A 22,262-nucleotide genomic window follows, 5' to 3' on the forward strand; every position below is an offset into this window, starting at 1 on the left:
GGCCCCGGGGAACGCACGTAGGTCGTCAGCCCACGACGGTCCAGGTGTCGCCGCCGGCGAGGAGGGCGGCGAGGTCGCCCTTGCCGCGCTGTTCGACGGCCTGGTCGAGCTGGTCGGCCATGAGGTCGTCGTAGACGGGGCGGGTGACGGAGCGCAGGACGCCGATGGGGGTGTGGTGCAGGGTGTCGGGGTCGGCGAGCCGGGACAGCGCGAACGCGGTCGTCGCCGAGGCCGCGTGCGCGTCGTGCACGAGGACCTGGTGCTCGTTCTCCGGCGTCACGGTGACCACCTTCAGCTCCCCGCTCGCCGCATCCCGCACCACGCCCTTGGCCTGGTCGGCGCCGAAGCGGATGGGCTGGCCGTGTTCCAGGCGGATCACCGCCTCCTGGGCCTGCTGCTTGTCCTTCAGCGCGTCGAAGGCGCCGTCGTTGAAGATGTTGCAGTTCTGGTAGATCTCGATCAGTGCCGTGCCCGGGTGGTCGGCGGCCTGCCGCAGTACGTCGGTGAGGTGCCTCCGGTCGGAGTCGAGGGTGCGGGCGACGAACGACGCCTCCGCGCCCAGCGCGAGGGAGACGGGGTTGAAGGGGGCGTCCAGGGAGCCCATCGGCGTCGACTTGGTGATCTTGCCGACCTCGGAGGTGGGCGAGTACTGGCCCTTGGTCAGGCCGTAGATGCGGTTGTTGAACAGCAGGATCTTCAGGTTGACGTTGCGGCGCAGGGCGTGGATGAGGTGGTTGCCGCCGATGGAGAGGGCGTCGCCGTCGCCGGTGACCACCCACACGGACAGGTCGCGGCGGGAGGCGGCAAGTCCGGTGGCGATGGCGGGGGCGCGGCCGTGGATGGAGTGCATCCCGTAGGTGTTCATGTAGTACGGGAAGCGGGAGGAGCAGCCGATGCCGGAGACGAAGACGATGTTCTCCTTCGCCAGGCCGAGCTGGGGCATGAAGCCCTGGACGGCGGCGAGGATGGCGTAGTCGCCGCAGCCCGGGCACCAGCGCACTTCCTGGTCGGACTTGAAGTCCTTCATGGACTGCGTGGCCTCTGCCTTGGGCACCAGGTGCAGCGCCTCAGTCATTGATGACCTCCTTCAGTGCCGTGGCGAGCTGTTCGGCCTTGAACGGCATCCCGTTGACCTGGTTGTAGGAGCGGGCGTCGACCAGGTACTTCGCGCGGACGAGGGTGGCAAGCTGGCCGAGGTTCATCTCGGGGATCACCACCCGGTCGTAGGCGGCGAGGACCGTGCCCAGGTTGGGCGGGAACGGGTTGAGGTGGCGCAGATGGGCCTGCGCGATCTCCTCACCCGCGGTGCGCAGTCTTCGGACCGCCGCGGTGATCGGCCCGTACGTGGATCCCCAGCCCAGCACGAGCGTGCGCGCGGTGCCGGTGGGGTCGTCGACCTCGACGTCGGGGACGTCGACGCCGTCGATCTTGGCCTGCCGGGTGCGGACCATGAAGTCGTGGTTGGCGGGGTCGTAGGAGATGTTCCCGGTGCCGTCCTGCTTCTCGATCCCGCCGATGCGGTGCTCAAGGCCCGGCGTGCCCGGAATCGCCCACGGGCGGGCGAGGGTGTGCGGGTCGCGTTTGTAGGGCCAGAAGACCTCGGTGCCGTCCTCCAGGGTGTGGTTCGGACCCTGCGCGAACCGCACCCGCAGATCGGGGAGTTCCTCCAGCTCGGGGATGCGCCAGGGTTCGGAGCCGTTGGCGAGGTAGCCGTCGGACAGCAGCATCACCGGGGTGCGGTAGGTCAGCGCGATCCGGGCGGCTTCCAGGGCGGTGTCGAAGCAGTCGGCCGGGGTGCGCGGGGCGAGGACCGGAACCGGCGCCTCACCGTTGCGGCCGAACATCGCCTGGAGCAGGTCCGCCTGCTCGGTCTTGGTCGGCAGGCCCGTGGAGGGGCCGCCGCGCTGGATGTCGATGACCAGCAGCGGCAGTTCGAGGGAGACGGCCAGTCCGATGGTCTCGCTCTTGAGCGCGACACCGGGACCGGAGGTGGTCGTGACGGCCAGCGAGCCGCCGAAGGCCGCGCCCAGCGCCGCGCCGATGCCCGCGATCTCGTCCTCCGCCTGGAAGGTGCGGACGCCGAAGTTCTTGTGCTTGCTCAGCTCGTGCAGGATGTCCGAGGCCGGGGTGATCGGGTACGAGCCCAGGAACAGCGGCAGATCCGCCTGCCGGGACGCGGCGACCAGGCCGTACGACAGCGCCAGGTTCCCGGAGATGTTGCGATACGTCCCCGTCGGGAACGCCTGCTGCGCCGGAGCCACCTCGTAGGAGACCGCGAAGTCCTCGGTCGTCTCCCCGAAGTTCCAGCCCGCCCGGAACGCGGCGATGTTCGCCGCCGCGATCTCCGGCTTCTTGGCGAACTTCGTCTTCAGGAAGGTCTCCGTGCCCTCCGTGGGCCGGTGGTACATCCAGCTCAGCAGCCCCAGCGCGAACATGTTCTTGCTGCGCTCGGCCTCCTTGCGGGAGAGGTCGAAGTCCTTCAGCGCCTCCACCGTCAGCGTCGTCAGCGGCACCGGGTGCAGGTGGTAGCCGTCCAGCGAACCGTCCTCCAACGGGTTCGCCGCGTAGCCGACCTTCTGCATCGCCCGCTTGGTGAACTCGTCCGTGTTCACGATGATCTCCGCGCCGCGCGGCAGATCCGCGATGTTCGCCTTGAGCGCGGCCGGGTTCATCGCCACCAGCACGTTCGGCGCGTCGCCGGGCGTGAGGATGTCGTGGTCGGCGAAGTGCAACTGGAACGACGACACACCGGGCAGGGTGCCCGCGGGCGCCCGGATCTCGGCCGGGAAGTTCGGCAGGGTCGACAGGTCGTTCCCGAACGACGCCGTCTCCGAGGTGAACCGGTCCCCGGTGAGCTGCATACCGTCACCCGAGTCCCCCGCGAACCTGATGATCACCCGGTCCAGGCGGCGGACGGTCTTGGCCCCGTCCGCCCTGCGCTGCTCTCCTACGACGGCTCCGTCGGTCTGCTCCGCTGGGCTGCTGACCTGGCTGGTCACTGAACTGGACCTCCTTCGAGGCGAGTGTCGGGGAGTGGCCTTCCCACAGACCCTCCCGAAATCAACCCTACGTCCGCCGAGGGCGGCTTCCGTTGGTCATTCGCACGAGTCAGTAGTCGCGGGTCGGCGCTCCGGTGGCACCGGGTGCCGTGTGGAGCCGTACGCCCGCGCCCGGACACCGGGGTCAGGAATTCAGGTAGGTGAGGACCGCGAGGACCCGTCGGTGGTCCCCCTCGCTCTGGGACAGCCCGAGTTTGAGGAAGATGTTGCTCACGTGCTTCTCGACGGCCCCGTCGCTGACGACGAGCTGCCGCGCGATCGCGGAGTTGGTCCGTCCCTCGGCCATCAGACCGAGCACCTCACGCTCGCGCGGGGTGAGTCCGGCGAGCACGTCCTGCTTGCGGGAGCGCCCCAGCAACTGCGCGACCACCTCGGGGTCCAGCGCCGTACCGCCCTGCGCCACCCGCACCACCGCGTCCACGAACTCGCGGACCTCGGCGACCCGGTCCTTCAGCAGATAGCCGACGCCCCGGCTGGAACCGGCCAGCAGTTCGGTGGCGTAGCGCTCCTCCACGTACTGCGACAGCACCAGCACCCCGAGCCCCGGATGCGCCTTGCGCAGTCGTACGGCGGCCCGGACGCCCTCGTCGGTGTGGGTGGGCGGCATCCGTACGTCCGCGACCACGACGTCCGGCAGGGCGTTCTCCGCGTCCAGCTCGGTGATCGTCTTGATCAGGGCCTCGGCGTCCCCCACCCCGGCGACGACCTCGTGCCCGCGGTCGGTCAGCAACCGGGTCAGGCCCTCCCGGAGCAGTACCGAGTCCTCCGCGATGACCACCCGCACCCTGTCCTCCACGATCCCTCGGCCCCCCACAGCCCGTTCGGGCCGTACACCCTGTACGGCCCGTTCGACAGTCAAGCATTCCAGTCTTCGGGCTCGGGGGCGCCCGGAGTGGGGGAAGAGGGATCGGAACGAGTCGGTTCAGATCAGCCCAGAACAGGATGAAGGCTTGAGCGGGACTCGATCAAATTCGATCACGTGTGGCGGTGCGCTCCCTCGGTCCTCGTGGATTCTCGTGTTTCACGCCTGCCGCCACGGCAGCTCCGCCGTCACCCGGGTCGGGCCGCCCGCCGGGGAGTCGACGACGAGGATGCCGTCCACGGCGTCCAGCCGCTCGGCGAGCCCGGCGAGACCGGACCCGGCGGTGGTGTCGGCGCCACCCACGCCGTCATCGGTGACCTGGAGCATCAGTCGGCTCTCCGACCGCCACACGTCCACGGTCGCCCGGGTCGCCCGCGCGTGCTTGCTGATGTTCTGGAGGAGTTCGGAGACGGTGAAGTAGGCGATGCCCTCAATGGCGGGCGCGGGCCGCTCGGCGAGGTCCACGTCCACCGCCACCGGCACCGTGCAGCGCGAGGCCACCGAGGACAGCGCCGCGTCCAGACCACGGTCGGTGAGCACGGCCGGGTGGATGCCGCGCGCCAGGTCCCGCAGTTCCTGGAGCGCCGTCTTCACCTCGCCGTGCGCCTCGTCCACCATGCGCGCCGCCGCCTGCGGGTCCTCCGCCAGCTTCTCCTTCGCCAGGCCGAGGTCCATCGCCAGGTTCACCAGGCGGCCTGCGCGCCGTCGTGCAGGTCACGCTCGATCCGGCGCAGGTCGGCGGCGGCCGTGTCGACGACGACCCCCCGGTCCGACTCCAGCTCCACCACGCGCGAGGCCAGCCGCGACGGGCCGAGCAGCCCGTGCACCAGCACCCGGTCCACCATCGTCAGCGCCCGCACGATCCACGGCGTGGCCAGCGTGACCAGCAGTCCGACGCCCGCCGTGACGGTGATCTCGAAGGGGTTGTCCAGGTAGAAGCCGTGCGTCTCGTCGCCGTAGAGCTGGAGCCCGTCCTGGCTGCCGTACAGCGGGAAGACCCAGAACCACAGCGGGTACGTCAGCATCGCCCAGCCGTAGGCGAAGAAGCTGATCGCGACGGAGAAGGAGAACACCGACCACGGCAGCCGCAGCACCGCGTACAGCAGGTGCCGCCATGACGCGCCGCTGCGCAGCATGGCGCCCATCCACGCCATCGCGCCGTTCCCGCGCATCCGCAGCGGCTCCGGCGGGGCCACGTCGAGACCGAGCAGGCCGCGCGCCAGCCCCCGCTCCACCGACCCGAACGCCCGGCACCCCGCGAGGGCCGCCGCCAGCACCGGCACGCCGAGGAAGGTCACCAGCAGGCCCACGCCGAGGGACACCATCGTCACCGCGTAGGTGAACATCAGTACGGCCATCGGCAGGCCGAGCAGCACATACGCCAGCTCGGCCCAGTGCCGGGCCTCGAACGGCGCCCGCAGCGGGGCGGGGAGCCGGTGGCGGCGGTCGCCGGGCCCGCTCGGGTAGCCGTACCCGTACTCGTGCCGGTAGTCCATGGTGTCCACGGTGCTCATCCCTGTCGTCCCGTCCTGGTCGTCCTGGTCGTCCTGGTCGTCCTGCTCGTCCGTTGGCCGTGCCGTGCGCCGTGTCTCCAGCCTGCTCGGCCCGGGGCGCCGGGACCATGGAGTCCGTCGGCGTCCTGAACGGGGGGTTTTCCCTACCCCGGCCGTCGGCCGCTACCGCTGCCGGTCCCGCCAGGGCAGTTCGGCGGTGACCGTCGTCGGTCCGCCCGCCGGCGAGTCGACGACGAACAGCCCGTCGACGGCGTCCAGCCGCTCCGCCAGCCCGCGCATCCCCGTGCCGCCGTCGAGGCTGGCGCCGCCCCGGCCGTCGTCGCCGACCTGGATCAGCAGCCGGTCGTCCGACCGCCACACCTCGACGGAGGCGGACTTCGCCCCGCTGTGCTTGCTGACGTTCTGGAGGAGTTCGGAGACGGTGAAGTAGGCGATGCCCTCGATGGCCTCCGCCGGTCGCGCCACCAGGTCGACCGTCACCTTCACCGGCACCGTGCAGCGCGTGGCCACCGAGGACAGTGCCGCGTCCAGACCGCGGTCGGTCAGGACGGCCGGGTGGATGCCGCGCGCCAGGTCCCGCAGCTCCTGGAGCGCCAGCTTCACCTCGCCGTGCGCCTCCTCCACCATGGCCGCCACCTGCTCGTCGGCCTGCCCGTCCAGCAGCTTCTCCTTCGCCAGACCGAGCCCCATCGCCAGGTTGACCAGCCGGGCCTGCGCGCCGTCGTGCAGATCACGCTCGATACGGCGCAGGTCGGCCGCCGCCGTGTCGACGACGACCCCCCGGTCCGACTCCAGCTCCGCGATCCGCCGCTCCAGCTCGTCGGACGGCGACAGCAGCCCGCGCACCATCGCCCGGTCCGCGTTGGTCAGCCCTCGCGCGATGAACGGCAGCACCGGCCACAGCACGAACAGCGAGACCAACGTCACGGTGAACGTGACGATGCCCCACGGCAGCCGGATGAAGTCGTACAGCACCGTCCGCCAGCCCACCGGGTCCTTCAGCGCCATCCACAGTTGGGCGAAGACGCCGTTCCGCGTGCTGCGCAACGGCAGCGGGCTCGGCTCGTCGATCCGCACCCCGAGCAGCGCCCTGGCCCTGGCCCGCTCCAGCTTGCCGAGCTGCCTGGCCCCCATCAGACCTGCCGCGAGCAGCGGGAAGCCTATGACGGTGAGGGTCAGGAAAGCGCTGGTGAACAGCACCGTCACCGTGTAGACGAACCCGATCAGCGCCATCGGGAAGTTCGCCAGGAGATGCGCGATCTCCTTCCAGGTGTGGGCACCGTAGGCGAACCGGGCCGGGGGCGGTCGGTCGTCGGCGGCGTACCGGTCTCGGCGCGCGGACGGAAGGCGTTCGGTCATACGGATCAGCGTGCCGTCTGCCCGGCCGCGACGCCATGAGGTGGACCGCCGCGACGCACCGGGGGATAACCCCACCCCACCGCCCGGCCGCCCCACACCTCCCCCGCACATCTCACCTGCATCTCAAGGTGCGACGGGCTGCTTACCGTCTCTTTAACAGGGCCTAGACTCACACCAGGTCACCGGGCACATGGCAGGGAGCGAGGGACGGACGTGCGGGAACCGACCGTCGTGGTGGCGGCGGACTACTTCCAGTCGTACTCGGTCGTCGGGCTGCTGGCCGTCGTCGGCGTGCTCTTCGTCGCCGTGGCCTTCGGCGCGGGGCGGCTGCTGCGGCCGGTGGTCCCCACCCCGGAGAAGCTGCTCACCTACGAGTGCGGTGTCGACCCCGTCGGCGAGGGCTGGGCCCACACCCAGGTCCGCTACTACGTCTACGCCTTCCTGTACGTGATCTTCGCGGTCGACTCGATCTTCCTCTTCCCCTGGGCCACGGTCTTCGCCGCCCCCGGCTACGGCGCGACGACCCTCGTGGAGATGTTCCTCTTCCTCGGCTTCCTGGCCGTGGGCCTGCTGTACGCCTACAAGAAGGGCGTCCTGGCATGGACGTGACCCCCGCCGCCGCACCGGTGCCGCTCCCCGAACCCAAGCGGCTGGGCGTGCTCTCCCGGCTCGCCCCCGAGCCGATGAAGGTCGTCCTGAACTGGGGCCGCCGCTACTCGCTCTGGGTCTTCAACTTCGGCCTCGCCTGCTGCGCCATCGAGTTCATCGCCGCGTCGATGGCCCGCCACGACTTCATCCGCCTCGGCGTCATCCCCTTCGCGCCGGGGCCGCGCCAGGCCGACCTGATGGTCGTCTCCGGCACGGTCACCGACAAGATGGCGCCCGCCGTGAAGCGGCTCTACGAGCAGATGCCCGAGCCCAAGTACGTCATCTCCTTCGGCGCCTGCTCCAACTGCGGCGGCCCGTACTGGGACTCGTACTCGGTGACGAAGGGCGTCGACCAGATCATCCCCGTCGACGTCTACGTCCCCGGCTGCCCGCCCCGCCCCGAGGCGCTCCTCCAGGGCATCCTCAAGCTCCAGGAGAAGATCGCCCGCGAGTCGCTCGGCGAGCGCTACGGCGACGGCGCCGCCGCCCGTCCCTCGACGGCGGCCCTCCAGAGCGGCCTGGTGCGCGGCCCGGAGCACGCAGAGCGGCGTCCCGGTCCCGGGGACGGTCCGGAGGTGCGGGGATGACCGGCGTCGGCTGGCTGCCCGCCCCCGCCGAGGAACTCTTCGGTACGGAGGCCACGGCCGAGGAGTCCTACGAGGTCCTCACCGTCGACGTACCGCCCGCGTCCTGGCTCACCGCCCTGACGACGGCACGCGACCGGCTCGGCTGCACCTACTTCGACTGGCTGAGCGCGGTCGACGAACCCGGCACCGGCTTCCGCGTCGCCGCCCACGTCGTCGCCCTCGCCCCCGTACGACGGCTGCTGCTGCGCACGACCGTCCCGCACGAGGCGCCCGCCCTGCCCTCCGCCGTCGACGTCTACGCGGGCGCCGCCTGGCACGAGCGCGAGACCCACGAGATGTTCGGCGTCACCTTCGAGGGCCACCCCGGCCTCGACCACCTCCTCCTCCCGGAGACCTTCGAGGGCCACCCCCTGCGCAAGGACTTCGTCCTCGCCGCCCGCGTGGCGAAGGCATGGCCCGGCGCGAAGGAGCCGGGGGAGCCTGCGGCGGGTTCGGCGCACGGCGGCCCCAAGCGCCGCCAGATGCTCCCGCCGGGCGTCCCCGACCCCAACGAGTGGGGCCCCCAGAAGGGCCAGCTCCCCCCGGCCCCGTCCCGCCCGGCCCGCGGCACCCGCACACCCGGCGAACGCCCGGCCCGGCGGACGCGCACCGCGTCGGAGGGGTCGGCCACCCAGGCGACCGGGCCAGCGGGGGCGGCCGGGGGAGTCGGTGCGGCCGGGGGAGCCGGTGCGGCCGGGGGAGCCGATGCAGCCGGGGGCGTCGGGGGAGCCGGGGGAGCCGGGGGAGTCGGTGCGGAGGGTCCCGCCGCTCCCGCCCGTGCCCGGCGCGCCCGCAGCGCGAGCGAGGGGTCGGCCAGCCAGCGGCCGGGCGCCACGGAGAGCGCGGCCCCCGCGGAACCGACGCCTCCGCCCGCCCCGGAAGCCACTCCCGGCACGGGCACCGCACCCCGCAGCCCCGACGCCCCTTGGCACCACGCCCGCCCGGCCTTCGAGGAACCGAAGGACGAGCCGACGCCGCCGACCCCGCCGACGCCGCCCAAGGACGCACCCCTCGAAGAGCCGACCACTTCCGCTGACGACCCGACGACACCCGAAGACCCCTCAGGAGGCCCGCAGTGAACGACGCGCTGGACGTCGCCCTGCGACTCCTGGTCGTCTTCGCCGTCTTCCTCACCTTCCCGCTGCTCATCGGCCAGACCGAGCACAAGGTGATGGCGCACATGCAGGGCCGCCTCGGCCCGATGTACGCCGGTGGCTTCCACGGCTGGGCCCAGCTCGTCGCGGACGGCGTGAAGTTCGCGCAGAAGGAGGACGTGGTCCCCGCGGGCGCGGACCGCCGCATCTTCCAGCTCGCCCCCGCCGTGGCCCTCCTCCCGTACCTCCTCGTCCTGCTCGCCATCCCGATCGGCCCCGGGGAGGGCGCCGTCGGTGAGGTCGTCGACGCGGGCGTCTTCTTCGTGCTGGCCGTGATGGGCGTGGGCGTCCTCGGCTCCCTCATGGCCGGGTGGGCCTCCGCCAACAAGTTCTCCCTCCTCGGCGGTCTGCGCACCGCCGCCCAACTGCTCGCCTACGAACTCCCCATGCTGCTCACCGCCGCCTCGGTGGCCATGGCGGCGGGAACCGTATCCCTCCCCGGCATCCTCGACGCCTTCGAGTGGTGGTGGCTGCCCTGGCAGATCGTCGGCGCGATCGTCTTCTTCGTCGCCGGTCTCGCCGAACTCCAGCGACCGCCCTTCGACATGCCGGTGGCCGACTCGGAGATCATCTTCGGCGCGTACACCGAGTACACCGGTCTGCGGTTCGCCCTCTTCCTCCTCGCCGAGTACGCCGGGATCGTCGTCCTCTGCGGACTGACGACCGTCCTGTTCCTGGGCGGCTGGCACGGCCCCTGGGGCGCCGACGGCCTGGGCTGGGTGTGGACCCTGCTCAAGACGGCCGTCCTCGCCTTCCTCGTCATCTGGCTGCGCGTCACCTACCCGCGCCTGCGCGAGGACCAGCTCCAGAAGCTCTCCTGGACCCTCCTCGTCCCCCTCTCCCTCGCCCAGATCGCCCTCACCGGCGTCGTCAAGGTGGTGATCTCCTAATGGCCCCCATCCCTGGCTCCGGCCTCGCCAAGGGCCTGGCCGTCACCCTCCGCACGATGACCAGGAAGTCGGTCACCGAGCAGTACCCGGACGTACAGCCCGACCTCCCGCCCCGCACGCGCGGGGTGATCGGCCTGTTCGAGGAGAACTGCACGGTCTGTATGCTCTGCGCCCGCGAGTGCCCCGACTGGTGCATCTACATCGACTCCCACAAGGAGACGATCCCGGCGGCGGCCCCCGGTGGCCGTGAGCGCAGCCGCAACGTCCTCGACCGTTTCGCCATCGACTTCTCCCTGTGCATGTACTGCGGTATCTGCATCGAGGTCTGTCCTTTCGACGCGCTGTTCTGGTCACCCGAGTTCGAGTACGCCGAGACCGACATCCGCGACCTCACCCACGAACGCGACAAGCTCCGCGAGTGGATGTGGACGGTCCCGGCCCCACCCGCCCTCGACCCGTCGGCGGAGGAACCGAAGGAACTCGCCGCGGCCCGCAAGACCGCGGAGAAGCTGGCGGCCCAGCAGGAGCCCACAGGCACCGGTGCGGCCTCCGCTCCCACGGACTCCGCCGAGGGGCAGCCCCACGCCGACGAGCAGTCCCGCGCCGCCGAAGGCCCCACCCGCCCCGCGGGCGACTCCCCGCAGCAGACCGACCAGCCACGCCAGGAGGGCCGGGAATGACCCTCGCCGCTACCGCGGGCCACCTGGCCGCCCACGCCACGACCGTGACCGCCGCCGACTCCCACGGCTTCCTCTCCCCGACCGGCGTCGAGATCGCCTTCCTCCTCGTCGGCCTGGTCACCTTCGGCGCCGCGCTCGTCACCGTCACCACCCGGCAACTGGTGCACGCCGCCCTCTGGCTGGTGGTGGCCCTCGGCGGCCTCGCCGTCGAGTACCTCCTGCTCACCGCCGAGTTCATCGCCTGGGTGCAGGTCCTCATCTACGTCGGTTCCGTCGTCGTCCTCCTCCTGTTCGGTCTGATGCTCACCAAGGCCCCCATCGGCCGCTCCCCGGACGCCGACTCCGGCAACCGCTGGGCCGCCCTCACCGTGGCTGTCGCCGCAGCCGCCGCCCTGGTCTGGGTCGTCGTCGACGCCTTCCGCACCACCTGGATCGACCTGGACGGCCCCGCCGCCGGTTCCACCGAGGTCACCGGCGCGAGCCTCTTCCAGAACTGGGTCCTCCCCTTCGAGGCCCTCTCCGTCCTCCTCCTCGCTGCCCTGGTCGGCGCGATCGTCCTGTCCCGCAAGGCGAAGGCCGACGCGAGCCCCGCGCCCGGCGCGAGCCCCGCGCCCGGCGCGAGCCTCCCCTCGGCCGCGAACCCCGCACCGGGCGCACCCGGCGCCGACCCGGCCACCGACGCCACCTCGACGGCCACCGCACCCACCACGCCCCCCACACCTTCCGCGGCCGACGAGAAGGAAGGCGCCCGCTGATGCACCTCGCCTATCCCGCCGTGCTCTCCGCCCTCCTGTTCTGCACGGGCCTGTACGGAGTCCTCGCGCGCCGCAACGCGATCCTGGTCCTGATGTCGGTCGAGCTGATGCTCAACGCCGTCAACCTGAACCTCGTCGCCTTCGACGTCTGGCTCAGCAGGACCGCCGAGGAGACCCTGCACTCCGGCCAGGCACTGACCCTGTTCACCATCGCCATCGCCGCCGCCGAGATCGGCATCGGCCTGGCGATCGTCCTCGCGGTGTACCGGAACCGCGGCACCTCGGACATCGACAAGCTCCGCGACACCGCCGAGGGCCGCGGGACCGACGGCCCCGACCACGACCCCGGCGCGGCCGGGCGGCCCGCGCGGACCGAGAAGGCTGAGGCCACCGCGTGACCACGACCACCCTCGCCGTCCTCGTCCCCCTCCTTCCCTTCCTCGGCGCCGCGGCCGGACTGCTCCTGGGCCGCACCGCTCCCGGCTTCGTCCGTCCCATCGCCGTCCTGCCGACCGTCACCGCGCTCGTCCTCGCCGTGTTGGTCGCCGTGCGCCAGGGCGGCGACCGCGCCGTCGACGCCGCCACCGAGCTGACACCCACCGGCTCGGTCCCGATCGAACTCGCCCTGCACATCGACGGCTTCGCCGCCCTCGTCGCCGTACTCGTCGGCCTGGTCGCCTCCTGCGTGCAGATCTACTCGACGGGCTACCTGCGCGACGACCCGCGCTACCCCTCGTACGCCGCTCTCGTCTCCCTGTTCACCTCCGCGATGCTGCTGGTCGTCTACTCGGGCGACCTGATGGTCCTGCTGGTCGGCTGGGAAGTCATGGGCATCTGCTCCTACTTCCTCGTCGGCCACTACTGGGAGACCCCGGAGGCCCGCGCCGCCTCCCTCAAGGCGTTCCTGGTGACCAAACTCGGTGACGTCCCCTTCCTGATCGGCCTGTTCGCGCTCGCCACCGACGCCGGGTCGTTCCGCGTCACCCAGGTCCTCGGCACCGTCGCGAACGGCGGCCTCGACCACCCGACCCTGATCGCCCTGCTGCTCCTCGCGGGCGTGGCGGGCAAGTCGGCGCAGTTCCCGCTGCACACCTGGCTCCCCGACGCGATGGCGGGCCCCACGCCCGTCTCCGCGCTGATCCACGCCGCGACGATGGTCGCCGCCGGTGTCTACTTCATCGCCCGCCTCCTTCCGGTCTTCGAGGCCTCCTCGGCCGCGATGGTCGTCCTCGCCGTCATGGCCGCCGTCACGATGGCCGGTTCGGCGCTCGCCGCCCTCGCCCAGGACGACATCAAGCGCGTCCTCGCCTACTCGACGATCGGCCAGCTCGGCTACATGAGCGGTGCCCTCGCCGTCGGCGACCGGTCGGCCGCCGTCTTCCACCTCCTCACCCACGGCGCCTTCAAGGCGCTGCTGTTCCTCGCGGCGGGCGTGATCATCCACGCGGCGGGCACCAACTCGCTCGCCGCCATGTCCCGGATGCGGGGCCTGCGCGACCGCGTGCCCGACGCCTACTGGACGATGACCGTGGCGCTGCTCGCGCTCGCCGCGATCCCGCCGTTCAGCGGCTTCTTCTCCAAGGAGTCCGTCCTCGGCGCCGCCGAGCACGTCTCCGCCGGTCACACCGAGCACGCCCCCGGCGCCGCGGGCTGGATCGTCCTCGTCGCCGGACTGCTCACCGCGCTGGTCACCGCCGCCTACGCCACCCGGCTGTGGCTGCTCGCCTTCCGCGGTCAGGGCACCGAGGCCCCGGACCACGGCAGGCAGCCGCTCGCCATGACGGCGGTGCTGTGGGTGCTCGCCGTGCCGTCCCTCGCCGTGGGCGGTCTCGCTTTCCGCGTGCTGCCCGACTGGTTCGACGGCGGTGACCTGGCACCGACCCTCACCACCTCCGTGCTCGGCACCGGTGTCGCCCTGGTCGGCGGCATCGTCACCTACGCGGCCTGGCGGCACACCACCGCGCTCACGGCCCAGGCACCGCTCGGCGCGGTCGCCGCGCACCCGGAGGGCGACGCCGGACTCGTGGAGTCCGAGGCCATCGCCACCCACACACCGGCCTACGGCGACGTGGCCTCCGCCCCCGACCCGGCGGACCCCGGACGGCTCCTCCTCGGCCCGCTGCACCGCCACGCGGCCCTCGGCTTCCACCTGGACGCCGTGTACGAGGCGCTGTTCGTCCGCCCGGTGCGGGGCGCGGCGCGTCTCGTCCGCTTCCTGGACCGTGAGGTCGTCGACACCTACGTACGAGGCGCGGGCGCCCTGCCCCGCCTGCTGGGCGCGGGCGTACGCCGGGCCCAGACCGGCAATGTGCAGACCTATGTGAGCGCGCTGCTCGCCGGCACCGTCGTCCTCGCGGTCGCCGTCGTCCTCGTCGCCACGGGAGCGTGAGCAGGCGTGATCGATATCAGCGAGTCCGTGATGCAGTTCCTTCTGGCGTTCGTCGTGGTCGGCCCGCTCCTCGGCGCCGCCGCCGCTCTGCTGCCCGCCCCGCCCGGACTGAAGGGGAAGTCACCCGAGCAGGCCGCGCTGCGGCACGGCGTGACCGTCACCGGGGCCGTGCTCATCGCCGCGATCGTCCTCGTGCTCGGCTTCGACCACGACCAGCCGTCGAAGATGCAGGCCACGACGGACATCAACTGGATCCCGGCACTCGACGTGCGGATCCACCTCGGCATCGACGGCATCTCCCTCCCCCTTCTGGTCCTGACCGCGCTGCTGACCTTCCTCTGCGCGCTCTACTCCTACTCCAAGCAGCGACATCAGCGGCTCACGCCGCGGGCCTCGGGCCCGTCCCCGAAGGCGTTCGTACCGCTGCTGCTCGTCCTGGAGTCCGGCACCCTCGCCACCTTCGCCGTCCTCGACCTGCTGCTGTTCTTCCTCGCCTTCGAGATGGTCCTGATCCCGATGTACTTCCTCATCGCCCGCTGGGGCGGCGAGGGCCGGGCCGAGGCCGCCTGGAAGTTCATCCTCTACACGCTGCTCGGCTCCGTCGTCATGCTGCTCGGCCTGCTCCTCATCGGACTCGAAGCGGGCACGTTCGACATGATGGCACTCGCCACTGACAACGGCCGGTCGCTGAGTACATCCGTGCAGGTCACCGCCGCTTTGGCGATCGGTCTCGGGCTCGCGGTGAAGACGCCGATGTGGCCGCTGCACAGTTGGCTGCCCGACGCCCACACCGCCGCCCCGACCGTCGGCTCGGTGCTGCTGGCGGGCGTCCTGCTGAAGATGGGAACGTACGGGTTCGTCCGCATTCTGCTGCCGGTGGCGCCGGACGGGTTCCGCACCTTCGCGCCGTACCTCGCCGCCTTCGCCGTCGTCGGCGTCATCTACGGGTCCCTGGCCTGCCTGGCCCTGGCCAAACGCGGGGCGAAGGGCGACCTCAAGCGCCTCATCGCCTACTCGTCCGTCGGCCACATGGGCTTCGTCCTGCTCGGCATCGCCACCATGACCCCGACCGGCGTCAACGGCGCCCTGTTCGCCAACATCGCCCACGGCCTCATCACCGGCCTGCTCTTCTTCCTGGTCGGCGCGCTGAAGGACCGCACCGGCACCACGGACCTCGACACCCTCGCCGACCGCACCGGCGCCGCGCTGTACGGCAAGGCACCCCGGTTCGGCGGCCTGCTCGCGTTCGCCGCGGTCGCCTCGCTCGGCCTGCCCGGCCTCGCCGGGTTCTGGGGCGAGATGCTGGCCCTGTTCGGCGCCTTCGAGCCCGCCGCCGACCTCAGCCGCCCCGCCTTCCTCACCTTCATGGCGATCGGCGCGTTCGGCACCCTCCTCACCGCCGCCTACCTGCTGATCGTGGTCCGCCGCGTCTGCATGGGCGCCGTCGAGCAGGACGCCCCGAAGTTCGCTGACGTCCAGCGCTACGAGTACGCGGCCTGGGCGCCGCTCGTCGCCCTCACCGTCGTGGCCGGGCTGTGGCCCAAGACCCTGCTCGGTCTGACCGACCCGGCCGTGCAGCAGCTCCTCGCAGGAGGCACCCGATGAGCTTTCCGGCCCCGACCGTGACGGTCGCCGAGTCCACGGTGACCGCCCAGTCCGTGGTCCAGTCCGTCGACTGGCTCGCCGTCGCGCCGCCGACCATCGCCGCCCTGGTCGCCCTCGTCGTGCTCGTCGCGGACCTCTTCGTGGCCGACGCCAGGAAGGCCGTGCTGGGCTGGGTGTCCGTGGCGGGCCTCGCCGCGTCCGCGCTGATGCTGCTGCCGCTGCTGGACGGCGACCGCTCCACCTTCTGCCTGACCGGCGCCCCGGACGTGTGCAGCTACACGGCGGACCGCTTCACCCTCGTCGTCCAGTTCCTGGTCCTCGGCGGCGCCCTCCTCACCGCGCTGCTGTCGGTGACCGCCCTGAAGGACGCGCGCGGAGGACTCCCCGAAGGGGAGTTCTGGTTCCTGCTGCTCTCCTCCGCCGCCGGTGCCGCCCTGCTGCCCGCCTCCCGCGACCTCGCCACCCTGATCGTCGCCCTGGAGGTCGCCTCCCTGCCCGCCTTCGCCCTCGTGGGCCTCCGGCACGGCGACAAGAGATCCTCCGAAGCCGCCCTGAAGTTCTTCCTGTCCTCGGTCACCGCGACCGCGGTCAGCCTCATGGGCGTCAGCTTCGTCTACGCCGCCACCGGCACCCTCCACCTCACCCGCATCGCCGAGCGCATCCAGGACGTCGACGGGCAACTGCACACCCTCGCCCAGACCGGCGTCGTCCTCACCCTCGTCGGCTTCGCCTTCAAGACCGCCGCCGTGCCCTTCCACTTCTGGGTGCCCGACACCTACGTGGGAGCACCCCTGCCGGTCGCCGCCTACCTGTCCGTCGTCGGTAAGGCGGTCGGCTTCACCGGCCTTATCCTCGTCACCGTCGTCGCCCTCCCGTCGTACGCCGACGTCTGGGGCCCCGCCCTCGCCGCGCTGGCCGCGCTCACCATGACCGTCGGCAACGTCGGCGCCCTCCACCAGCAGGGCACGCGCGCGTACAGCGCGGTACGCCTGCTGGCCTGGTCCTCCGTCGGCCAGGCGGGCTACCTCCTCGTACCGATCGCCGCCGCCGCGTACTCCGACGACGCCGAGCGCTCGATCGGCTCCACGGTCGCCTACGCCCTCATGTACGCCGCCGTGAACCTCGGCGCCTTCGCGGTGGCCGCACTGGTCGGCCGTACGAGGTCACTCAACCGGATCACGGACTACCGCGGCCTCTACGCCAGCAACCCGCTCACCGCGCTCCTCCTGGCGTTCTTCCTGCTCTGTCTCGCCGGACTGCCGCCGGGCATCATCGGCCTGTTCGCCAAGGTCGCCGTCTTCTCCGCGGCCGTCGACGCGGGCCTCGGCTGGCTGGCCGTCGTCATGGCGGCCAACGTCGTGATCGCGCTGTTCTACTACCTCCAGTGGACGGCGCTGCTCTTCCGCGCGCCCGAGGGACAGCCCGCGGACCAGCCCGAGAAGCACCTCGTCCCCACGCCCCTCACCGCCGCGATCGCCCTGACCGCCGTACTCGGCGTCGGACTGTCCGGAGCGCCCCAGCTCGTGCTGCGCTTCGCCGACACCGGACTCTTCTGATCGACAACCGGACTCTTCTGACCGGCGGCGGACTCTCCTGACCGGCGAGCGGGCAGCCCGTCACCCGGACGGCCCACACATGCCGCCGCACGCACAAGGGAACTAGTCCCTCCCGCCTGGCGTTGACCAGAGCGGGAGGGTCCACTGGACGTGACACCACGACACCAGCGGATTCACAGATCAGCAAGCAGGTTCACCAAGCAGATCGCAAGCAATGGGTTCCCCTGCCGCACCACTTGGAGGGCGTACCGTGCACCGCCGGCACAACGGGCTCAGGACCGCAGTACTCCTCGGGGGACTGTCCGCACTCATCATCGTCATCGGCAGTTTCTTCGGCCGCATGGGGCTCGTCGTCGCGGTCCTGATCGCCCTGGGGACCAACGCGTACGCGTACTGGAACAGCGACAAGCTCGCGCTCCGCGCCATGCGCGCCCGCCCGGTCAGCGAGTTCGAGGCCCCCGCGCTGTACCGCATGGTCCGCGACCTCTCCACGCAGGCCCGCCAGCCGATGCCCCGCCTGTACATCTCCCCGACGGAGGCGCCCAACGCCTTCGCCACCGGCCGCAACCCGCGCAACGCCGCCGTGTGCTGCACGGACGGCATCCTGCGCATCCTCGACGAGCGCGAACTGCGCGGCGTGATCGGGCACGAGCTGAGCCACGTCTACAACCGCGACATCCTCATCTCGTCGGTCGCGGGCGCCCTCGCCTCCGTGATCATGTTCCTGGTCAACTTCGCCTGGCTGATCCCGATCGGCCGCTCCGACGACGATGACGGCCCCGGCCTGCTCGGCATGTTGCTGATCATGATCCTGGGCCCGCTCGCCGCGACCCTCATCCAACTGGCCATCAGCCGGTCCAGGGAGTACGAGGCCGACGCCTCCGGCGCCCAGCTCACCGGCGACCCCCTCGCCCTGGCCAGCGCCCTGCGCAAGCTGGAGGCGGGCACGAAGCAACTACCGCTGCCCCCGGAGCCCCGCATCGAGACCGCCAGCCACATGATGATCGCCAACCCGTTCCGGCCCGGCCAGGGGCTGTCCAAGATGTTCTCCACCCACCCGCCCATGGCGGAACGCATCTCCCGCCTTGAGCAGATGGCAGGTCGTAGTCGATGAAGACCATCCTCAACATCATCTGGCTCGTCCTCAGCGGCCTCTGGCTGTTCCTGGCCTATCTGCTCGCGGGCGTGCTGCTCTGCGTCACGATCATCGGCATCCCCTTCGGCATCGCCGCCTTCCGCATCGGCGTCTACGCCCTGTGGCCCTTCGGGTACACCACCGTCGAGCGCCGTGACGCGGGCGCCGCCTCCTGCGTCGGCAACGTGCTGTGGCTGGTCCTCGCGGGGTGGTGGCTGGCCATCGGGCACATCGTCACCGGCATCGCCCTGTGCGTCACGATCATCGGCATCCCGCTGGGCATCGCCAACTTCAAGCTGATCCCGGTCTCGCTGCTGCCCCTCGGCCGCGAGATCGTCCGCACCGACCAGCCCTTCACCGCCACCGTGTAAGGCGCCACCGGGCGCACCGAAGCGCACCGAAGCGCACCGACATGCGCCCCGACGGGCGGTCCGGGGCACGGAGTTGTCCACAGGCGGCAGGTTTTCCACAGGCCCGCTCGATTGTCAGTGGTGCCTTGCATCATGAACCCATGACCGAGAACGAGCAGTTGCTGACACGGGTGGCCGACAAGGCCCGCAACACCCGCCCGTGGGGCTGGACATCACTGCCGCGCCCCGTGGACGCCGCCACGGTGGCCCGCGCCGAGGCCGCCCTGGGCTTCCGGCTGCCCCCGCTGCTCGCCGCGCTCTACCTGCGGATAGGGGACGGCGGCTTCGGCCCGGAGTACGGACTGCTGCCCCTGCTCGACAACGCGCCCGCCGACGAGCCCGCCGCCGTCACGCAGTACCTCACCAACCGCGCCGAGGGCGTCGAGGACCCCGACTGGCCCTGGCCCGAAGGCGTCCTGCCGATATCCCACTGGGGCTGCGCGATGTACGCCTGCGTGGACTGCCTGAGCCCGGAGGCCCCCGTCCTGCTCTTCGAACCGAACGCGGACGAAGCCGACCAGGCGTGGTACGTCGACGCCCCCAGCCTCACGGCCTGGCTCACCGCCTGGCTCGACGGCACCGGCTGGTACGAGGAGACGAACGACGGCATGGACATGGAGCCCTGGCCCGACTTCCCCCTACGCACGGCAGGCCACCCGACCGCCTAGGCCAGCCAGCCCAGACCCGCTCCCCTCACCCCGCGCCCTCGACGCTCAACCCCGCGCCCGCCGCCCAACCCCCCACCGCCGGACGCCGTACGCCACGACACCCACCACCAGCACCCCGGCACCCACCACCACCGAAACCCCCGGCAGCGAGAGCGCCAGCACCACGCACCCGAGCAGGCCCACGGCGGGCACGGCGCGTGCCACGGGCGAGCTGTCCAGCGTCCATGCGGAGGCGTTGGCCACCGCGTAGTACGCCAGCACACCGAAGGAGGAGAAGCCGATCGCGCCGCGCACGTCCACCGTGGCGGCCAGCACCGCGACCACCACGCCCACGGCCAGTTCCGCCCGGTGCGGCACCTGGAAGCGGGGATGGACGGCCGCCAGGGCGCCGGGCAGATGACGGTCCCGCGCCATGGCCAGCGTGGTCCGCGAGACGCCCAGGATCAGGGCGAGCAGCGAACCCAGCGCGGCCACGGCGGCCCCCACCCGCACCACCGGCGCCAGCCCCGGCACACCGGCCGCCCGCACCGCGTCGGCCAGCGGCGCCGTGGCCCGGCCCAGCTCATCCGCCCCCAGCACGGAAAGGACGGCGACCGCGACACACGCGTACACCACCAGCGCGATGCCGAGCGCCAGCGGGATCGCGCGGGGGATGGTGCGCGCGGGATCCCGCACCTCCTCACCGAGGGTGGCGATCCGCGCGTACCCGGCGAAGGCGAAGAAGAGCAGCCCGGCGGCCTGGAGCACACCGCCCGCCCCGTCCGGCGCCCCGAGGCCCAGCCGCTCGGCGTCCGAGGCCCCTGACCCCAGACAGACCACGACCACGGAAGCGAGGACAGCCAGAACCACCGCGACGATCACCCGCGTCAGCCAGGCCGACTTCTGGATGCCGCCGTAGTTCACCGCGGTCAGCGCCACCACGGCGGCGACGGCCACCGCGTGCGCCTGCTCCGGCCAGACGTACGCCCCCACGGTCAGCGCCATCGCCGCGCAGGAGGCGGTCTTGCCGACGACGAACGACCAGCCCGCGAGATAACCCCAGAACTCCCCGAGCCGCTCCCGCCCGTACACGTACGTGCCGCCCGACGCCGGGTAGCGGGCGGCCAGCCGCGCCGACGACATGGCGTTGCAGTAGGCGATCACCGCGGCGACCGCCAGCCCGAGGAGCAGCCCGGACCCGGACGCGTGGGCCGCGGGGGCCAGCGCGGCGAAGATCCCGGCCCCGACCATCGAGCCGAGCCCGATGACCACGGCGTCACCGACGCCCAGGGTGCGCCGCAGTTCAGCGCCGGACTGTGTCATGCGGCGCACTCTACTGAGCGGCGCAACCGCCGGATGCGGGGCAGCCGTCCTGAACATCAACACCGCACCAACACCGCGCCAACGCACACGCGGCAGGGCACCGAGAGGCTCCCTGACCACGATCGGGAAAACACATCCCGATCAAGGTGCGGCCACAGCACGGAAGGGCAGGTTCACGGCATGAGCATCGTGAGTTGGATCATCCTGGGACTCCTGGCCGGGGCCATCGCCAAGTTCCTGTTGCCGGGCCGCGACCCGGGCGGCCTCATCGGCACCACCCTCATCGGCATCGCGGGCGCCTTCACAGGCGGCTGGATCTCGGCCCGCTGGCTGGACCACCCGGTCAGCAAGGACTTCTACGACGGCACGACCTGGCTGGCGGCGATAGGCGGCTCGTTCGTCCTCCTGGTGGCCTACCGCCTCCTGTTCGGCAACTCACGGGACTGAGGGGGCGCCGGGCAGCCGGAAGGGCGGGCACTTGGTGCCCACCCTCCGAAGACCGTCCTTACTGCCCCTGCTGCCCCTGCCGTCCCTACCGGTAGTTCACGAACTGCAGGGCGAAGTCGAAGTCCTTGCCCTTCAGCAGGGAGATCACGGCCTGGAGGTCGTCCCGGCTCTTGGAGGTGACGCGCAGTTCGTCGCCCTGCACCTGGGCCTTCACGCCCTTGGGCCCCTCATCGCGGATGATCTTCGCCACCTTCTTCGCGTTCTCCTGGGAGATGCCCTCCTGGATCGTCGCGAAGATCTTGTACTCCTTGCCGGAGAGCTGGGGCTCGCCCGCGTCCAGCGCCTTCAGCGAGATGCCGCGCTTGACCAGCTTGGACTGGAAGACGTCGAGGACGGCCTTCACCCTGTCCTCCGAGTTCGCCTCCAGGAGGATCTTCTCGCCGGACCACGAGATCGAGGCACCCACGCCCTTGAAGTCGTAACGCTGGGAAATCTCCTTGGCGGCCTGGTTGAGGGCGTTGTCGACCTCCTGCCGCTCGACCTTCGAGACGATGTCGAAACTGGAGTCGGCCATGTCCTGTGGCTCCTTGTGTCCGGGTGCGTATCGGGTGCGTAGCGGCGTACGCGACGGCGGCCACGACCGATAGGGGGCGCGGGCCGCATCCGGACAAGCCTAGCCACCCTCCGCGCTCCGGGTGCCGATCAATCAGGTGGCGAAGCACCCCTGCGTATCGGGTATTGTTTACGTCGTTGCCAGCGAGCACAGCCGAAAGGCGGTTCGATTTGGCGGCAAACCCGGCGGTGTGCCCGAGCGGCCAAAGGGAGCAGACTGTAAATCTGCCGGCTCAGCCTTCCCAGGTTCGAATCCTGGCGCCGCCACATCAGAAGACCCCGTCCTCTGCGGAAACGCAGGGGGCGGGGTCTTCGCGTTGGGGGAGTGGGGTGGAGGAGGGCGCGTGGACGGGCAGACTGGGGGCATGGTCAGCCGTCGTAGGAGGTGCCCCGAGTGCCGTCGGGAGATCGCGGTCGTCGCGGGGCGGTTCGCGCGGCACGATCCGCCGGGGGCGCGGGAGAGCGGGGAACTGGTGTCGTGCCCCGGGTCACGGCGGTGGGCGCAGTTGGATGCCGTACAGCCGGGGCTTGACGGGTTCGTCGTGCCGGAGTTCCCGGGGCAGTTGCCGTTGTTCTGACGCCCCAGGGCCA

The 22,262-nt window shown here is 71.4% G+C and carries 21 protein-coding genes, 1 tRNA gene and 1 pseudogene; 16 read left to right on the plus strand and 7 right to left on the minus strand.

Going from position 1 to position 22,262, the window contains the following annotated elements; translation table 11 throughout:
- Positions 1 to 25: 25 nt before the first annotated feature.
- From ACFQZ6_RS21100 to ACFQZ6_RS21120, 5 genes and pseudogenes are all read right to left on the minus strand, one after another.
- Positions 26 to 1,075 carry a 2-oxoacid:ferredoxin oxidoreductase subunit beta gene (locus tag ACFQZ6_RS21100; protein ID WP_381611421.1) on the minus strand — a complete coding sequence of 350 codons (1,050 nt, stop codon included), beginning with the start codon at positions 1,073 to 1,075 and terminating at the stop codon, positions 26 to 28.
- Positions 1,068 to 2,999: a 2-oxoacid:acceptor oxidoreductase subunit alpha gene (locus ACFQZ6_RS21105; RefSeq protein ID WP_381611422.1), complete on the minus strand. Its 1,932-nt coding sequence runs from the start codon at positions 2,997 to 2,999 to the stop codon at positions 1,068 to 1,070. Before ACFQZ6_RS21105 ends, ACFQZ6_RS21100 begins: the two co-directional genes overlap by 8 nt.
- Positions 3,000 to 3,183: 184 nt before the next feature.
- Complete coding sequence (locus ACFQZ6_RS21110) at positions 3,184 to 3,855, minus strand: LuxR C-terminal-related transcriptional regulator (protein ID WP_381611424.1); 672 nt, start codon at positions 3,853 to 3,855, stop codon at positions 3,184 to 3,186.
- A gap of 225 nt (positions 3,856 to 4,080) precedes the next feature.
- Positions 4,081 to 5,435: pseudogene (locus tag ACFQZ6_RS21115) on the minus strand (sensor histidine kinase).
- 162 nt (positions 5,436 to 5,597) lie between these two features.
- Positions 5,598 to 6,794 carry a sensor histidine kinase gene (locus ACFQZ6_RS21120; RefSeq protein ID WP_381611426.1) on the minus strand — a complete coding sequence of 399 codons (1,197 nt, stop codon included), beginning with the start codon at positions 6,792 to 6,794 and terminating at the stop codon, positions 5,598 to 5,600.
- A gap of 213 nt (positions 6,795 to 7,007) precedes the next feature.
- Between ACFQZ6_RS21120 and ACFQZ6_RS21125 the strand changes: the two genes are divergently transcribed.
- The 13 genes from ACFQZ6_RS21125 to ACFQZ6_RS21185 all read left to right on the plus strand — a co-directional run bounded on the left by ACFQZ6_RS21125 (position 7,008) and on the right by ACFQZ6_RS21185 (position 19,310).
- A complete protein-coding gene (locus tag ACFQZ6_RS21125; protein WP_381611428.1) occupies positions 7,008 to 7,403 on the plus strand; it encodes an NADH-quinone oxidoreductase subunit A in 396 nt (131 codons plus the stop codon).
- Positions 7,394 to 8,029: an NADH-quinone oxidoreductase subunit B gene (locus ACFQZ6_RS21130; protein ID WP_381611429.1), complete on the plus strand. Its 636-nt coding sequence runs from the start codon at positions 7,394 to 7,396 to the stop codon at positions 8,027 to 8,029. Before ACFQZ6_RS21125 ends, ACFQZ6_RS21130 begins: the two co-directional genes overlap by 10 nt.
- Positions 8,026 to 9,147 carry an NADH-quinone oxidoreductase subunit C gene (locus ACFQZ6_RS21135; RefSeq protein WP_381611431.1) on the plus strand — a complete coding sequence of 374 codons (1,122 nt, stop codon included), beginning with the start codon at positions 8,026 to 8,028 and terminating at the stop codon, positions 9,145 to 9,147. Before ACFQZ6_RS21130 ends, ACFQZ6_RS21135 begins: the two co-directional genes overlap by 4 nt.
- The gene (locus ACFQZ6_RS21140) at positions 9,144 to 10,112 is read left to right on the plus strand and encodes a complex I subunit 1/NuoH family protein (RefSeq protein ID WP_381611432.1); all 969 of its coding nucleotides are present in this window, start codon (positions 9,144 to 9,146) and stop codon (positions 10,110 to 10,112) included. Before ACFQZ6_RS21135 ends, ACFQZ6_RS21140 begins: the two co-directional genes overlap by 4 nt.
- Positions 10,112 to 10,792, plus strand: coding sequence for a 4Fe-4S binding protein (locus ACFQZ6_RS21145; protein WP_381611434.1), 681 nt, complete (start codon positions 10,112 to 10,114; stop codon positions 10,790 to 10,792). Before ACFQZ6_RS21140 ends, ACFQZ6_RS21145 begins: the two co-directional genes overlap by 1 nt.
- The gene (locus ACFQZ6_RS21150) at positions 10,789 to 11,547 is read left to right on the plus strand and encodes an NADH-quinone oxidoreductase subunit J family protein (protein WP_381611435.1); all 759 of its coding nucleotides are present in this window, start codon (positions 10,789 to 10,791) and stop codon (positions 11,545 to 11,547) included. The genes ACFQZ6_RS21145 and ACFQZ6_RS21150 overlap by 4 nt, the downstream gene beginning before the upstream one ends.
- On the plus strand, positions 11,547 to 11,945 hold the full coding sequence (nuoK, locus tag ACFQZ6_RS21155; protein WP_381611437.1) for an NADH-quinone oxidoreductase subunit NuoK: 399 nt from the start codon (positions 11,547 to 11,549) through the stop codon (positions 11,943 to 11,945). The genes ACFQZ6_RS21150 and nuoK overlap by 1 nt, the downstream gene beginning before the upstream one ends.
- Positions 11,942 to 13,936: an NADH-quinone oxidoreductase subunit 5 family protein gene (locus ACFQZ6_RS21160; RefSeq protein WP_381611438.1), complete on the plus strand. Its 1,995-nt coding sequence runs from the start codon at positions 11,942 to 11,944 to the stop codon at positions 13,934 to 13,936. Before nuoK ends, ACFQZ6_RS21160 begins: the two co-directional genes overlap by 4 nt.
- Positions 13,937 to 13,942: 6 nt before the next feature.
- Positions 13,943 to 15,541, plus strand: a complete 1,599-nt coding sequence (locus ACFQZ6_RS21165) for a complex I subunit 4 family protein (protein WP_381611440.1) — start codon at positions 13,943 to 13,945, stop codon at positions 15,539 to 15,541.
- On the plus strand, positions 15,538 to 17,097 hold the full coding sequence (locus ACFQZ6_RS21170) for an NADH-quinone oxidoreductase subunit N (RefSeq protein ID WP_381611442.1): 1,560 nt from the start codon (positions 15,538 to 15,540) through the stop codon (positions 17,095 to 17,097). The genes ACFQZ6_RS21165 and ACFQZ6_RS21170 overlap by 4 nt, the downstream gene beginning before the upstream one ends.
- 250 nt (positions 17,098 to 17,347) lie before the next feature.
- A complete protein-coding gene (gene htpX, locus ACFQZ6_RS21175) occupies positions 17,348 to 18,211 on the plus strand; it encodes a zinc metalloprotease HtpX (RefSeq protein ID WP_381611444.1) in 864 nt (287 codons plus the stop codon).
- Positions 18,208 to 18,603: a YccF domain-containing protein gene (locus tag ACFQZ6_RS21180; RefSeq protein ID WP_381611445.1), complete on the plus strand. Its 396-nt coding sequence runs from the start codon at positions 18,208 to 18,210 to the stop codon at positions 18,601 to 18,603. The genes htpX and ACFQZ6_RS21180 overlap by 4 nt, the downstream gene beginning before the upstream one ends.
- A gap of 140 nt (positions 18,604 to 18,743) precedes the next feature.
- Entirely contained in the window at positions 18,744 to 19,310 is a 567-nt protein-coding gene (locus tag ACFQZ6_RS21185) for an SMI1/KNR4 family protein (protein ID WP_381611447.1), read from the plus strand.
- A gap of 45 nt (positions 19,311 to 19,355) precedes the next feature.
- On the opposite strand, the gene ACFQZ6_RS21190 is transcribed toward ACFQZ6_RS21185, so the two are convergent.
- Entirely contained in the window at positions 19,356 to 20,612 is a 1,257-nt protein-coding gene (locus ACFQZ6_RS21190) for an APC family permease (protein ID WP_381611448.1), read from the minus strand.
- Positions 20,613 to 20,792: 180 nt separating this feature from the next.
- Between ACFQZ6_RS21190 and ACFQZ6_RS21195 the strand changes: the two genes are divergently transcribed.
- Positions 20,793 to 21,059 carry a GlsB/YeaQ/YmgE family stress response membrane protein gene (locus tag ACFQZ6_RS21195; RefSeq protein WP_381611450.1) on the plus strand — a complete coding sequence of 89 codons (267 nt, stop codon included), beginning with the start codon at positions 20,793 to 20,795 and terminating at the stop codon, positions 21,057 to 21,059.
- Between the two features lie 85 nt (positions 21,060 to 21,144).
- Here ACFQZ6_RS21195 and ACFQZ6_RS21200 read toward each other — a convergent pair whose 3' ends face one another.
- Complete coding sequence (locus tag ACFQZ6_RS21200) at positions 21,145 to 21,633, minus strand: YajQ family cyclic di-GMP-binding protein (protein ID WP_381611452.1); 489 nt, start codon at positions 21,631 to 21,633, stop codon at positions 21,145 to 21,147.
- 223 nt (positions 21,634 to 21,856) lie between these two features.
- On the opposite strand from ACFQZ6_RS21200, the gene ACFQZ6_RS21205 reads away from it, so the two are divergent.
- Positions 21,857 to 21,938: transfer RNA gene (locus ACFQZ6_RS21205), tRNA-Tyr, on the plus strand.
- A gap of 98 nt (positions 21,939 to 22,036) precedes the next feature.
- Positions 22,037 to 22,249, plus strand: coding sequence for a hypothetical protein (locus tag ACFQZ6_RS21210; protein ID WP_381618507.1), 213 nt, complete (start codon positions 22,037 to 22,039; stop codon positions 22,247 to 22,249).
- Positions 22,250 to 22,262: the final 13 nt, after the last annotated feature.

The organism is Streptomyces flavalbus (assembly GCF_042674625.1).
Taxonomy (GTDB): Bacteria; Actinomycetota; Actinomycetes; order Streptomycetales; family Streptomycetaceae; genus Streptomyces; species Streptomyces flavalbus.

What these genes read in the sequence shown, in the direction of transcription:
- ACFQZ6_RS21100 (WP_381611421.1), bottom strand. Translation starts at nt 1,075, where the DNA reads ATGACTGAGGCGCTGCACCTGGTGCCCAAGGCAGAGGCCACGCAGTCC.
- ACFQZ6_RS21120 (WP_381611426.1), bottom strand. Translation starts at nt 6,794, where the DNA reads ATGACCGAACGCCTTCCGTCCGCGCGCCGAGACCGGTACGCCGCCGAC.
- ACFQZ6_RS21130 (WP_381611429.1), top strand. Translation starts at nt 7,394, where the DNA reads ATGGACGTGACCCCCGCCGCCGCACCGGTGCCGCTCCCCGAACCCAAG.
- ACFQZ6_RS21135 (WP_381611431.1), top strand. Translation starts at nt 8,026, where the DNA reads ATGACCGGCGTCGGCTGGCTGCCCGCCCCCGCCGAGGAACTCTTCGGT.
- ACFQZ6_RS21145 (WP_381611434.1), top strand. Translation starts at nt 10,112, where the DNA reads ATGGCCCCCATCCCTGGCTCCGGCCTCGCCAAGGGCCTGGCCGTCACC.
- ACFQZ6_RS21150 (WP_381611435.1), top strand. Translation starts at nt 10,789, where the DNA reads ATGACCCTCGCCGCTACCGCGGGCCACCTGGCCGCCCACGCCACGACC.
- nuoK (WP_381611437.1), top strand. Translation starts at nt 11,547, where the DNA reads ATGCACCTCGCCTATCCCGCCGTGCTCTCCGCCCTCCTGTTCTGCACG.
- ACFQZ6_RS21170 (WP_381611442.1), top strand. Translation starts at nt 15,538, where the DNA reads ATGAGCTTTCCGGCCCCGACCGTGACGGTCGCCGAGTCCACGGTGACC.
- ACFQZ6_RS21180 (WP_381611445.1), top strand. Translation starts at nt 18,208, where the DNA reads ATGAAGACCATCCTCAACATCATCTGGCTCGTCCTCAGCGGCCTCTGG.
- ACFQZ6_RS21185 (WP_381611447.1), top strand. Translation starts at nt 18,744, where the DNA reads ATGACCGAGAACGAGCAGTTGCTGACACGGGTGGCCGACAAGGCCCGC.
- ACFQZ6_RS21190 (WP_381611448.1), bottom strand. Translation starts at nt 20,612, where the DNA reads ATGACACAGTCCGGCGCTGAACTGCGGCGCACCCTGGGCGTCGGTGAC.
- ACFQZ6_RS21195 (WP_381611450.1), top strand. Translation starts at nt 20,793, where the DNA reads ATGAGCATCGTGAGTTGGATCATCCTGGGACTCCTGGCCGGGGCCATC.
- ACFQZ6_RS21200 (WP_381611452.1), bottom strand. Translation starts at nt 21,633, where the DNA reads ATGGCCGACTCCAGTTTCGACATCGTCTCGAAGGTCGAGCGGCAGGAG.
- ACFQZ6_RS21210 (WP_381618507.1), top strand. Translation starts at nt 22,037, where the DNA reads ATGGTCAGCCGTCGTAGGAGGTGCCCCGAGTGCCGTCGGGAGATCGCG.